Source organism: Palleronia sp. THAF1 (assembly GCF_009363795.1).
Classification (GTDB): Bacteria; Pseudomonadota; Alphaproteobacteria; order Rhodobacterales; family Rhodobacteraceae; genus Palleronia.
The window spans coordinates 529,849-542,412 of record NZ_CP045420.1 but is presented as its reverse complement, the minus strand read 5'-3'; the positions used below and the strand labels follow the sequence as shown (position 1 = coordinate 542,412).

12 protein-coding genes are annotated in these 12,564 nt (G+C 65.4%); 3 read left to right on the top strand and 9 right to left on the bottom strand.

The window, feature by feature from the left end; translation table 11 throughout:
• Positions 1-47 precede the first annotated feature (47 nt).
• From FIU81_RS02620 to FIU81_RS02610, 3 genes are all read right to left on the bottom strand, one after another.
• Positions 48-1,247, bottom strand: coding sequence for a hypothetical protein (locus FIU81_RS02620; protein WP_124111407.1), 1,200 nt, complete (start codon positions 1,245-1,247; stop codon positions 48-50).
• Positions 1,248-1,343: 96 nt separating this feature from the next.
• The gene (locus tag FIU81_RS02615) at positions 1,344-2,753 is read right to left on the bottom strand and encodes an FAD-binding oxidoreductase (RefSeq protein ID WP_124111408.1); all 1,410 of its coding nucleotides are present in this window, start codon (positions 2,751-2,753) and stop codon (positions 1,344-1,346) included.
• A 50-nt stretch (positions 2,754-2,803) separates the two neighbouring features.
• Positions 2,804-3,490 carry an arylesterase gene (locus FIU81_RS02610; protein WP_124111409.1) on the bottom strand — a complete coding sequence of 229 codons (687 nt, stop codon included), beginning with the start codon at positions 3,488-3,490 and terminating at the stop codon, positions 2,804-2,806.
• On the opposite strand from FIU81_RS02610, the gene FIU81_RS02605 reads away from it, so the two are divergent.
• Together FIU81_RS02605 and FIU81_RS02600 are read left to right on the top strand one after the other, a co-directional pair.
• Positions 3,489-4,178, top strand: a complete 690-nt coding sequence (locus FIU81_RS02605) for an ABC transporter ATP-binding protein (protein ID WP_124111410.1) — start codon at positions 3,489-3,491, stop codon at positions 4,176-4,178. The two genes, FIU81_RS02610 and FIU81_RS02605, sit on opposite strands and share 2 nt — an antisense overlap.
• The gene (locus tag FIU81_RS02600) at positions 4,175-6,754 is read left to right on the top strand and encodes an ABC transporter permease (protein ID WP_124111411.1); all 2,580 of its coding nucleotides are present in this window, start codon (positions 4,175-4,177) and stop codon (positions 6,752-6,754) included. The genes FIU81_RS02605 and FIU81_RS02600 overlap by 4 nt, the downstream gene beginning before the upstream one ends.
• 12 nt (positions 6,755-6,766) lie before the next feature.
• Here FIU81_RS02600 and FIU81_RS02595 read toward each other — a convergent pair whose 3' ends face one another.
• The 6 genes from FIU81_RS02595 to folK form a co-directional block, all read right to left on the bottom strand.
• The gene (locus tag FIU81_RS02595; protein WP_124111412.1) at positions 6,767-7,312 is read right to left on the bottom strand and encodes an NADPH-dependent FMN reductase; all 546 of its coding nucleotides are present in this window, start codon (positions 7,310-7,312) and stop codon (positions 6,767-6,769) included.
• The gene (locus tag FIU81_RS02590) at positions 7,309-8,052 is read right to left on the bottom strand and encodes a pyridoxine 5'-phosphate synthase (protein ID WP_124111413.1); all 744 of its coding nucleotides are present in this window, start codon (positions 8,050-8,052) and stop codon (positions 7,309-7,311) included. The genes FIU81_RS02595 and FIU81_RS02590 overlap by 4 nt, the downstream gene beginning before the upstream one ends.
• Positions 8,049-8,705: a DUF2062 domain-containing protein gene (locus FIU81_RS02585; RefSeq protein ID WP_124111414.1), complete on the bottom strand. Its 657-nt coding sequence runs from the start codon at positions 8,703-8,705 to the stop codon at positions 8,049-8,051. The genes FIU81_RS02590 and FIU81_RS02585 overlap by 4 nt, the downstream gene beginning before the upstream one ends.
• A complete protein-coding gene (locus FIU81_RS02580) occupies positions 8,705-10,852 on the bottom strand; it encodes a RelA/SpoT family protein (protein WP_124111415.1) in 2,148 nt (715 codons plus the stop codon). Before FIU81_RS02580 ends, FIU81_RS02585 begins: the two co-directional genes overlap by 1 nt.
• A gap of 24 nt (positions 10,853-10,876) precedes the next feature.
• Complete coding sequence (gene rpoZ, locus FIU81_RS02575) at positions 10,877-11,230, bottom strand: DNA-directed RNA polymerase subunit omega (RefSeq protein WP_124111416.1); 354 nt, start codon at positions 11,228-11,230, stop codon at positions 10,877-10,879.
• A gap of 105 nt (positions 11,231-11,335) precedes the next feature.
• Complete coding sequence (folK, locus tag FIU81_RS02570; RefSeq protein WP_254695978.1) at positions 11,336-11,863, bottom strand: 2-amino-4-hydroxy-6-hydroxymethyldihydropteridine diphosphokinase; 528 nt, start codon at positions 11,861-11,863, stop codon at positions 11,336-11,338.
• Positions 11,864-11,991: 128 nt separating this feature from the next.
• Between folK and FIU81_RS02565 the strand changes: the two genes are divergently transcribed.
• Positions 11,992-12,561 carry an NYN domain-containing protein gene (locus FIU81_RS02565; RefSeq protein ID WP_124111418.1) on the top strand — a complete coding sequence of 190 codons (570 nt, stop codon included), beginning with the start codon at positions 11,992-11,994 and terminating at the stop codon, positions 12,559-12,561.
• Positions 12,562-12,564 lie beyond the last annotated feature (3 nt).

Sequence of the window (12,564 nt, the reverse complement as noted above, 5' to 3'; positions counted from 1 at the left end):
CATCCTTTACAGGCCGTGCGGGCGATGACAATGCCGGGTTCGGCCGGTCAGACCACCAAGCGCCGGTCGAGCCACAAAAGCGACAGCCCCGCAAGCGCCACCAGCGGCGCGCCGATCCATGCGACTGTGGAATAGTCCCCAACCCATGTGCCCAGCGCAAACAGTGCGGCCCCGATGATCTGCGCGCCTAAGTTGCACAGGGCGATCAGCGATCCTCCCGCCCCCGGACGGCTGCCCAGCAGGTCCTGCAGGTACTGCATCGGCACCGTCAGTATCACCGCCGCCCCCGCCGCGGCCACCAATGGCAGCGCCCAGACCCCCACCGTTCCACCCAACAGCGGAAACACCGCGATGAAGACCGCGTGCAAAACGGCGGCCCCCGCGATCATCCGCGCCGGACCGAACCGCGCAAGCGGGCCGCCCAGCATCAGCATGAAAGGAATCTCCAGCCCAGCAACGATGCCGAAGAACAAAGCCACATCTCCGGTGTCCCGCCCTTCCGTGCCGGTCAGGATCAGGCCGGTCAGCACCATGTAAAGCTGGATACCGGCCAACACGACGGCCAGCGCAAAGGTGCGGATCAGGACCGACGGCGCCGTCAGTTCCTGCAATGCAGCACGCAAGCTCAACCCCGATCCCGCGTCTTGCCAGCGCGTGGCCCCGTCGGCCGGCCATGCGAAGGCAAAGATCGCCAGAGTGATACCGGCAGAAACCCCGCAGATCGCATAGATGTAGATCAGCGGCAGCCCCGCTGCGAAGGCCAGCGCCAGCAACGGCAACAGCGCTACAAATGGGATCGCGAAAAAGGCCCGGATCGACGCCTGCAACCCGCCGCGCGCCTCGGGCGGGTGCGTCGATGCCCCCAGCCGCGCCAGTGTGAACAGCTGCGCGAACAGGGTCGAGGATAGCGGGAACAACACCAGATGCGTGATCAGATACGCCCAACGCGCATCGGCCAGAAACACCAAAACCGCACCGACCAACCCGGCCGCAGCCGCCAATCGCGCGGCGTTCCGGCGCCGCCCCGTACGGTCGGTCACGATCCCGACGCCCACCGCGCAGACAAGGGACAAAGCTGCCCCGCCCGCGTAGATTGCTGAATATGCGGCGTCCGAGAAGCCGAACCAACGTACACCCAAAAGCGACTGGTACGGCGCCAGCGCCGCCGCGAAGCCCCCGAAGGTCAACATGGCGATGGCGGTCAAACGTAGGGCCGGGTCGGTCAGGATGGTGCGCAAGGAAATCATCCCGCGCGCCTATCACCACCCACAGCAGCCCGCGACCCCAACTTCATCGTTCCGTAAATACCTCGGGTGAGCCGCAAAGCGGCGGGGGCAGCGCCCCTAAGCTTCTGGCACCACCTTCCCGGGATTCATGATCCCCTGCGGATCTAGCGCCGCCTTCACGGCCCGCATCACATCCAGAGCCACCGGATTTTTGCGTCGGCCCATCGCGCCCTTCTTGCCCAGCCCGATCCCGTGCTCGGCAGAGAACGATCCACGCAAGTCCTGCGTGATATCCTCGACGATCTCCATCACGCGCTCATAGCCCGCATCCCCGTCCGACGGCCACACGGTCAGATGCACGTTCCCGTCGCCCAGATGACTGACCACCAGATGCCGCACGTCCGGGTCGTCGGCCTCCAACGCCGCGTAGGCACGGTTAAGGAACGTCTCGACCTTGTCCAGCGGCACGCTCACATCCGTCAGCGCGAACGGACCCTGCCCCAAGGACAGTTCGCCCGCGATCTCGCGCCGCTCCCAGATCTCGCGCCGCTGCGCCTCTGACCGCGCAACGACGGCATCCAGCGCGCGACCGTCCTCGATCATCTCGCCCAGCACCTCTTCCAGGTAAGCCTGGACCGGCACCGCTCCATCCGGTCCCGGCTCTGCATCGCGCGGTGCGGTCGCACCGACCTCGACCATCACGGCGTGATCGTAGGTCTGCGCGAACGGCGGGCGCTTGCCCGGCTCGCGTTTGCCCCACGCATCGAAATAGCTGCGCGGCATATATTCGAACGCCTCTACCGCGCCGCCCGTCGCGGTTTGCAACTGGTTCAGCAACCCCAGCGCATCGCTGACCGACGGCACCGCGACCATCGCGGTGGCATAGGCGGCGGGCTTCGGAAACAAGCGCAACACCGCCGCCGTTACGATCCCCAAGGTGCCCTCCGCACCGATGAACAGGTCGCGCAGATCATAGCCGGAGTTGTCCTTCACCAGTTCGGACATGGTATCCAGCACCCGCCCGTCGGCCATCACGACTTCCAAGCCCAGACACAGCGCCCGAGTGCTCCCATAGCGCAGGACGTTAGAGCCACCCGCGTTCGTTCCTAGCACACCGCCGATCCGTGCCGATCCCTTCGCGCCGAAGGTCAGCGGAAAGACCAGCCCATGCTGGTCCACCGCGTCGTGCAACTGGCTGAGCACAACGCCCGCCTCGACGATCGCCAGCCGCGACTCTGTCCGCACCTCGCGCACGGCGTTCATCCGCTCCAGCGAAAGCGCGATGCGACCCGGCGCGTGCGTGCCGCCCATCAATCCGGTGTTCCCCGCCACGGGCACGACAGCAACGCCAGCCTCCGCAGCGGCCCGAACGACGCCAGCGACCTCCTGTACATTCGCGGGCCGCACGGCGCAAAGCGGCTCACCCTCGTACTGTCCGGTCCAATCCTTTGCGAAGGACGCCGCATCCGCGCCCGTCAGAACATGCGCGTCGCCCACGACCATGCGCAGCGTCTTTAGAATAGCCATGCCACGATCCTCCCGTGCCGTTCATCCCACGGCACGGCTCGGACCACCAGTCACTCCGCCGCGCGTTCGACCAGTTCCAGAACCTCCGGCCCCAGTGCCTCGACGATCAACGCCACGCCTTCTGCGTTCGGATGAATGCCGTCGGACTGCATGTAGCGGGCCGACGCCGCTGCGCGGTCCTCGATTTCCATCAAGGTGCCCAGGAACGACGCTTCCGCCAACGCCACGTCCCATTCCGCGGCCAATTCGCCATACATCCCGTCGAACGCCTCCTTGTAGTCGGCACCGTAGTTCCCCGGCGCCTCCATCCCGATCATCAGCACAGGCACGCCCGCCTCATCCGCTGCCGCCAGGATACCGTTCAAGTTCGCCTTGGAGTTCGCCGGATCGATCCCCCGCAGCAGATCGTTGCCGCCCAGCGCCACGATCATCGCGTCCACATCGGGCGTCAAAGTCCAGTCGACCCGAGACAAGCCGCCCGCCGTCGTGTCTCCCGACACGCCTGCGTTCACGACCGTCACATCGGCCCCCTGATCGCGCAGCCACGCCTGCAGCTGCGGCACGAAGCCTTCGGACTGCACCAAGCCATATCCTTGCGTCAGCGAGTCGCCCAGCGCGGCCACCGTCACCTCGGCCTGCGCGGCACCGACAAGGCCACCGTAAAGACAGATCGCCGCCACCGACTTGAGCGCCCATTCCCGCACCCCATATGCCACCAGACCCACGGAGGCGCGCATGCCCGACACGATCCTGTCCCTGAACGACGCCGACCTCACGCTCGACGGCAATGCCGGTCCCGTGGATATCCTGCGCGGCATCACGCTGGATGTGACGCGCGGCGAAACGGTGGGGCTGGTGGGTCCGTCGGGATCAGGCAAGTCGTCTCTCCTCATGGTCATGGGCGGGCTGGAGCGCGCCACGGGCGGCTCGGTTCACGCGCTCGACCATGACCTGACGGCAATGAACGAGGATGCATTGGCCCGCTTCCGTCGCTCTCATATGGGAGTCGTCTTCCAGTCCTTCCACCTGATCCCCACGATGACCGCGCTCGAAAATGTCGCAACCCCGCTTGAACTGGCGGGCCACTCGGACGCTTTCGACCGCGCGGCAGCCGAACTCGACGCCGTGGGCCTTGGAAAACGCCAGCACCACTACCCGTCAGAACTATCCGGCGGCGAACAGCAGCGCGTCGCCCTTGCCCGCGCCGCTGCCCCCCGCCCCGAAATCCTGTTGGCGGACGAGCCCACCGGCAATCTCGACGGTCCCACGGGTGAAACAATCATGGACTTGCTCTTCGCCCTCAACGACCGTCACGGCGCGACGCTGATCCTCGTTACCCACGCGCCCGACCTCGCCGCCCGCTGCTCGCGCACGATCCGCCTTGAAGACGGCCGCCTTGCCCCCGACCGCGCCGCCGCCGAATGACCCTTCATCGTTCTGCAAATACCTCGGGGTCTGGGGCAGCGCCCCAGCCGGGCCGCGCCCCCAGTCCCGCCATCACCATAGCGCGCCGAGAACTCCGCTCCGGCTTCCGTAACGGACTGAAGGGGTTCCGCGTCTTCCTCGCCTGCCTGACCCTCGGCATCGCCGCCATCGCGGCTGTGGGTTCGGTCAGGGAAGCCATCACGGAAGGTCTCGCCCGCGAAGGCGCAACGCTGCTGGGCGGCGACGCGAGCGTCGAGTTCACCTACCGTTTCGCCAACGACGCTGAGCGCGCGGCGCTCGAAGCTCTCGGCACCGTATCCGAAGTCGTCGAGTTCCGCTCCATGGTCACCGTCGGAGAGGACCGCGCGCTGACGCAGGTGAAGGGCGTCGATGCGGCCTATCCACTGCTGGGCGATCTACAACTCGACCCGCCCGGCCCGCTGCCAGACGCGCTCGCGGGCGACCCGCCTGGCGCCGCTATGGACCCGGTGTTGGCCGACCGGCTGGGCCTGACCGTGGGCGACACCTTCCGGCTGGGTGAGAAGGACTTTCGCCTGACCGCCCGGATCGCGGCAGAGCCCGACAACGCAGGCGGCGGCTTTGACCTTGGCCCCAGAACACTCCTGAACACCGCAGACCTCGACGGCACCGGCCTGATCCAGCCCGGCACGCTATACGAGACTGAATATCGCCTGACCCTGCCACCGGAAGCCGACCTCGACACCGCAGAGGCGCAACTGGCCGAAGCCCTCCCCGACTCCGGCTACCGCTGGCGCGACCGTCGCAACGGCGCGCCGGGCATCCAGCAGTTCGTCGAGCGTCTGTCGGCCTTCCTCGTGCTCGTCGGTCTTGCCGGTCTGGCCGTCGGTGGCATCGGCGTCGGCTCCGCCGTCCGCGCGCACATGGTGGACAAGACCGCCACCATCGCGACGCTGAAAACCCTTGGCGCCGAATCCCGCACCCTGTTCGCCGCCTTCGCTATCCAGATCGGCGCTGTCACGGCGCTCGCCGTGGTCCTTGGCGTCGCCCTTGGCGCGGCGCTGCCCATCGCCTTCGCACCCATCATCGAAGACCGTCTGCCCGTGCCGGCCGCCCTGTCGCTCTATCCTGCCGCACTGGCCGAGGCCGCGTTGTACGGCATCCTTGCCGCCGCGCTCTTCACGCTCTGGCCGCTGGCGAAAGCGCAGGACATCCGCGCCGCCGCCCTGTTCCGCGAAGCCGGTGGCCTGCCCTCCGGCCTGCCGCGACTGCCCTACCTGCTCGCGACAGGGGCCATTCTGATCCTGCTGGTCGGCCTTGCCGCGTGGCTGTCGGGCATCCCGATGCTGACGCTCTACACCGCTGGCGGTCTGCTCGCGTCGTTCCTTGCCTTGCTGGCCACCGCATGGGCCACGCGCCGCGCCGCGCGCGTCGTCGCTCGACAGCCTGCCCTGCGCGGTCGCACCGCGATCCGCACGGCCTTCGGTGCCGTTGGCGGACCGTCCGGCGAAGCGGCGGCGGTCGTTCTGTCGCTGGGCCTTGGCCTGACCGTGCTGGCCGCTGTCGGTCAGATCGACGCCAACTTGCGCGCCGCAATCGAGCGCGACCTTCCGGACATCGCCCCCGCCTATTTCATGGTCGATATTCAACCCGCGCAGATCGACGCCATCCGCGCTTTGGAAGACGATACCCAAGTCGAAAAGGTCGAAGCGGCGCCCATGCTGCGGGGCATCATCACGCAGATCAACGGGCAGGACGCAACAGAGGTCGCGGGCGACCACTGGACCCTGCGCGGCGACCGGGGCGTCACCTATTCCGAGCTGCCGCCCGAGGATACGACCGTGACAGAAGGCGTCTGGTGGCGGCCCGATTACACCGGCCCCAATCAGATCAGCTTCGCCGCCGAAGAAGCCGCAGAACTGGGCCTGGAACTTGGCGACACGCTGACCGTCAACATCCTTGGCCGCGATATCGAGGGAGAGATCACATCGTTCCGCGAAGTCGATTTCTCGACCGCCGGGATCGGTTTCGTCTTGGCCATGAACCCCGCTGCACTTCAAGGCGCACCGCACACGTGGATCGCAACGGTCTACGCCGATGAAGCCGCAGAGGCCCGCATCTTGCGTAACGTGGCGGGCGACTACCCCAACATCACCGCCATTCGCGTGCGGGACGCCATCGACCGCGTGTCCGACATCCTTGCCGGTGTGGCCGCCGCCATCACCTATGGTGCATCCGCCACGCTTGTGACGGGCGCGGTCGTCCTGATCGGCGCCGCCGCGGCGGGCACCCGCGCGCGCGTCTACGAGGCCGCCGTGCTCAAGACCGTCGGCGCCAGTCGCACCACCATTCTGACCAGCTTCGCGCTGCGTTGGGCAATTCTGGGACTGGCGGCGGGACTGGTGGCTGCTGTCGCGGGGGCGGCTGCGGGATGGGGCGTGTCAGTCTTCATCATGGAGACCGACTTCCGCTTCGCGCCGGGATCGGCACTGGCAATTATCGCAGGCGGCGTTGTTCTGACGCTGCTGGCGGGGCTTGCCTTTGCATGGGGTCCGCTCGCCGCCCGCCCGGCACAGGTGCTGCGCGCGCGGGATTAAGGGATACTGGCGCTAGACGCGTTCAGCGAACGCCGCGACGGCCTGCGCCAGCCGTTTCGCATGCTCACCGTCCAACACGGCCCCGTCGGCGAAGGTTTCGCCGAAGCTGGGCAGTGAAAACACTTCAACCGATGCCGCCCCCCGGAACGGGGCCTGCGCCGCAGCGTGGTCCAGAACGGACTGTCCGCCGCGCGCGCCCGGAGAGGTCGCCAGCGCCAGAAGCGGTTTGCCCTGATAGACCTTGCCGTCGATCCGGCTGGCCCAGTCGAAGACGTTCTTGAACGCGGCGGTCAGCGATCCGTTATGCTCGGCGAAGGAGATCACCACCCCGTCCGCCGCCGCCAACGCGTCGATGAAAGCCTGCGCGGGTGCGGGAATGCCGTCCGCGTTCTCTCGGTCGATGGAATACACCGGCATGTCGAAATCATGCAGCAGCAACGACGTCACGCGTGCGTCCCCCAGTTCCGCTGCCACCAAATCACCCACGCGCAGCGCCAGTTGATGGTTGATCGAGGCTTTCGAATTGCTGGCGCCGAAGGCCAGGATCGTCTTGGTCACGCGCGCGCCCCGTCCATGACCGTGCGCATCTCCTTGATCGCAGGCTCCAGCCCTTTGAAGATCGCTTCGCCGATCAGGAAGTGACCGATATTCAATTCGACCACCTGCGGAAGCGCGGCGATGGGGGGCACGGTGTCATAGGTCAGGCCGTGGCCCGCGTGAACCTCCAGACCCAACTCGTCGGCCAGAACCGCCATTTCGGTCAGCTTGGCGAGCTCTTCGGCGTGGTCGTCCATGCGGCCCTCTGCGAAGGCATCGCAATAGGCACCCGTGTGAAGTTCCACCACCGCAGCACCGATGCGCGCCGCCGCTTCGATCTGGCGCGGATCGGCGGCGATGAAAATCGACACGCGGCACCCGGCCTCTGCCAGTGGCGCGATGAAATGGGCCAGCCTGTTCTCTTCGCGCGCGACCTCCAGCCCGCCTTCGGTCGTCCGCTCGTCCCGGCGTTCGGGCACGATGCATACGGCGTGGGGCTTATGACGCAGAGCGATTGCCTGCATTTCATCCGTCGCGGCCATTTCGAAGTTCAGCGGCAAAGTCAGCGCATCCATCAGCGCCTCGATATCCGCGTCCGAGATGTGGCGCCGGTCTTCACGCAGATGCGCCGTGATGCCATCGGCCCCCGCGGCTTCGGCGATACGGGCCGCGCGCACAGGGTCCGGCAGATCGCCACCGCGCGCGTTGCGCACGGTCGCCACGTGATCGATGTTCACGCCCAGTCGCAGGGGTGGGGTCATATGTTCGTTTCCTTCCGGCGGGCCACGATGGCCTTTTCCGCAATCTCGCGCCGCTTGGCAAAGCGTGTCTTCAATCGCTTGATCCGGGCCTTTTGGTAAGCCGCGATCAACGGGCGCGACAATATGTATGCGGTCACGCCAGCGATCACGCCCGGAACGATACCACCGATCAGGTAGGGTAGGAAAACGCGGTCAAAAAACCAGTCCAGACGGGTCCATTGAACCAGATCGTCTGTGAAGATCGCGCGGGCGTTCAGCCACAATTCGAGCGAGACGCCGCTGAAGGCGTTGAACACCTCTCCTAACGGCAGCGCGTTGGGGCGGCCCAGCATCCAGCTGCCCATTTCCACCGACAGGCCAGCGATAATCGGAAAAGTGATCGGATTTCCGGTGAACGTCGCCAAAAGCGCCGCCAGAAGATTCCCCCCCATGATCCACGCCAATCCCGCCGCTAACAAGAAGTGCAGCCCGAAGAATGGCGTGAACGACACGAAGACACCCGCCGCGATCCCCCGGCTGATCTTGTAGGCCGGGTCCGGGAGGCGACGGACGCGGTATGCCATGTACTGCCCCGCCCGCAGCCAGCCGCCACGGGGCCACAGCGCCCGACCGAAGGCCGCCAGCGTGGACCTGGGCGTGCGGCGCTTGAACATCAGGGCGAGAGCGCGGGATCGCGCACCCGCTCTATCATCGCCACATCGCCTTCCGCTTCCAGTGCCATACGCACGGCATGCAGATGCTCGATAGACCGCAACTCGACGTCCAGTTTCACGCGGAAGAAGTCCTGCCTCCGCTCCAGAAACGCCAGGTCAGAGATATTGGCCTTCTGCTGACCGATCAGCGTACAGGTCCGACCCAGAACGCCCGAGTCGTTCACGATGGTCATGTCGAATGTCACATCGTGCACCGCCGGGTGATTGCCCGCATGCCACGCGATATCGAACCATCGCTGGGGCTGATCCTCGACTTCGGCCAGCGCCTCGCAATCGATGGCGTGGATCAGCACGCCCTCTCCCTTGTAGGAAATGCCGACGATCCGTTCGCCCGGCAGCGGCTGGCAGCAGCGCGCACGTCGGAACGTCTGGTCCGGCTCCAACCCCACGATTGCGGCGGTCGCGTCGATCTCATCGGAATCGTCCAGCACCACGTCGGGGAACAGGATGCCCAGTACAGCGCGGGTATCCAGTTCGGCAGAGCCAAGCCGCGCCAGCAGTTCTTCAGACGACCCGACACCCAATGCACGCGCCGCCGTCGTCAGCGCCTTGTCGGACATGCGGTGGCCGACCTGATCGAAGGCGACCCGCGCCAGTTCGGTGCCCAGCCGGATATAGCGATGGCGATCGGCGTCGCGCAGCGCCTTGCGGATCGCGGACTTCGCGCGGCCCGTCACAACGAGATCGAGCCACGAGCCCTGCGGCGTCTGGCCCTCGGCCGTCACGATCTCGACCGACTCACCGTTGCGCAGCTTTTGCCATAGCGGCACGCGCACGCCGTCGACCTTGGCCCCCACGGCCCGCGCGCCGATGCGCGTGTGGATCGCGTAGGCGAAATCCAGTGGCGTGGCCCCGCGCGGCAGTTTTACCACCTCGCCCTTGGGCGTGAAGCAGAAGACCTGATCGGTATACATCTCTAGCTTGACCGCTTCGAGGAACTCGTCGTGGTCGCTGGAGCTATCGAATTGCGCGGTCAGGTCACTGATCCAGCGCGCCGGATCGACGGCAAAAGGATTCTCCACCCGCTCGCCATCGCGATAGGACCAGTGCGCCGCCACACCGGACTCGGCGACATCGTGCATCGCACGCGTACGGATCTGCACCTCGACACGCTTGGCATCGCGCCCCGAAACGGTCGTATGGATCGAGCGGTAGCCGTTCGATTTTGGCTGGCTGATGTAATCCTTGAAGCGATCCGGAACGGCCCGCCAACGGCGGTGGATCGCACCCAGAACGCGGTAGCATTCGTCTTCCGTTTCGACGATGACGCGAAAGCCGTAGATGTCCGACAGGCGCGAAAAGCCGATCTTCTTCTCTTCCATCTTCCGCCAGATAGAGAACGGGCGCTTGGCACGACCTGCCACGTCGCCCGCGATCCCAGTGCGCTCCAGCTCTGCCCGGATGTCGTGTGTGATCTTTTCGACCACGTCGCCCGTTTCACGTCGCAGTGTGGCGAAGCGATGGATGATCGAGCGGCGACCTTCCGGGTTCAGTACGCCGAAGGACAGATCCTCCAGCTCTTCGCGCATCCACTGCATACCCATGCGGCCCGCAAGCGGCGCGAAGATATCCATCGTCTCGCGCGCTTTCTGGGCCTGCTTCTCGGGGCGCATGTGCTTGACCGTGCGCATGTTGTGCAGACGGTCGGCCAGCTTTACCAGAATCACGCGCATGTCCCGGCTCATGGCCATGAACAGCTTGCGGAAGTTCTCGGCCTGCTTGGTCTCGCTGCTGGTCAGCTGAAGCTTGGTCAGCTTCGTTACACCATCGACCAGTTCGGCGATTTCGGACGTGAATACTTGTGACACGGCCCCGAAGGTTGCGCCGGTGTCTTCGATGGTGTCGTGAAGAAGCGCCGTCACGATGGTCGCATCATCCAGCCGCTGTTCGGCAAGGATCATGGCGACGGCCAAGGGATGGGTGATGTAGGGTTCGCCCGAGTGGCGCAACTGGCCGCGATGGGCGTCGGCACCGTAGTAATAAGCCCGCGATATGAGATCCGTGTCGCAATTAGGGTTGTAGGACACCACCCGCGCGATCAATCGCGCGAGCTCTGCCTCTTGGACCCAAAGTGCGCCGTCATCCATGCGTGCAGCGCTTGCGCGCCCCTTCTACTGGCTCTTTTGCGCTTCCATCAGGGCACGCAGCAATTTCTCTTCGGACATGTCGTCCTCGGCCGGCTTGTCCGGCTCGGACCCCATCAGAAGCGCCATGGCGTCTTCTTCCGGCTCATCCACCTCGATCTGGGTCTGGTGGCTTTCGATCATCCGCTCACGCAGACCATCGGCCTGCTGCGTCTCTTCTGCGATCTCGCGCAGGGACACGACGGGGTTCTTGTCATTGTCGCGATCAACGGTCGGCGCAGAGCCTGCTGTGATTTCGCGGGCGCGGTGTGCGGCAAGCATCACCAGCTCGAAACGGTTGGGAACCTTGTCGACGCAGTCTTCGACGGTCACGCGGGCCATGGGGGATACTCCGGCAATAGCGATTCGGGCGCTGGTCGCGCCTGACGAATGAAGTGCGTGAGATAGGCGATGATACACGCTTTGACAACCCATGCGCGCACAGGTTCAGGCGATGTTCACAGGCCGGATCGCCGCGGTATCGGCGGTTGGCAGCGCATCCAGCATCTGCGCGACCGTCAGACCCGTTCGGGGGTGGGTCCAGTCGGGCGCGATATCCGCCCATGGCACCAGCACGAAGGCGCGATCCTGCAGGCGCGGATGCGGCAGGATCAACCGACCGGGCGCGACGGCCGTTTGTCGCTCAGACGGCAAAGCGCGCCAGTCGTCTTGCGTCTGCGCATCCGGCAGGACCGCATCGCCGTAGGCCAGCAAATCCAGATCGAGCACCCGTGGCCCCCAACGTTCCGCGCGGGTGCGGCCCGCGTCGGCCTCGATCCCATGCAGCGCGGCCAGAAGGTCGTCTGCCGATATCGCCGTATCCAGACCCACCACACCGTTCACGAAGTCCGGACCACTCCCCAGAGGATAAGCGGGTGTTTCATAAAAAGGACTGCGCACCACCCGTCCGAGCCTCCCAAGCTGGTGAATGGCGCTCTCGGCCAGGTCACGCGGATCACCCTGGTCAGTCGGCATGTTAGAGCCGACCGCAACGTAAGACCTTGAAACGCGCTGCGCCATTACGCACATTCCGCCCTTGGACTTCTCGGGCCGTGCAAAACAGCCCATCGCAAGAATTTCGCATACATTTACAAGGATCCCCCATGTTTTATCGGGACGAACGACTGGCGCTCTTCATTGACGGCGCGAACCTCTATGCTGCTGGCAAAGCGCTTGGTTTCGACGTCGATTACAAGCTTCTGCGCCAAGAGTTCATGCGCCGCGGCAAGCTGTTGCGCGCCTTCTACTATACTGCCTTGCTGGAGAACGAGGAATATTCCCCGATTCGTCCGCTGGTTGACTGGCTGCATTACAACGGCTTCTCCATGGTGACTAAACCCGCCAAGGAATACACCGACAGTCAGGGCCGCCGACGCGTGAAAGGCAACATGGACATTGAACTGGCCGTTGACGCCATGGAACTGGCCCCCCGCATCGACCACGCCGTGATCTTTTCCGGCGACGGCGACTTCCGCCCCCTGGTCGAGTCGCTGCAACGTCAAGGCGTGCGCGTGTCCGTCGTCTCGACCATCCGCAGCCAGCCGCCGATGATCGCCGACGAGCTGCGCCGCCAGGCCGACAACTTCATCGAGTTGGAAGAGCTACGCGATGTCATCGGCCGCGCGGGACGCGAGGACACTCACCGCAACGACGCCGCTCAGACGGACGCCTGACCG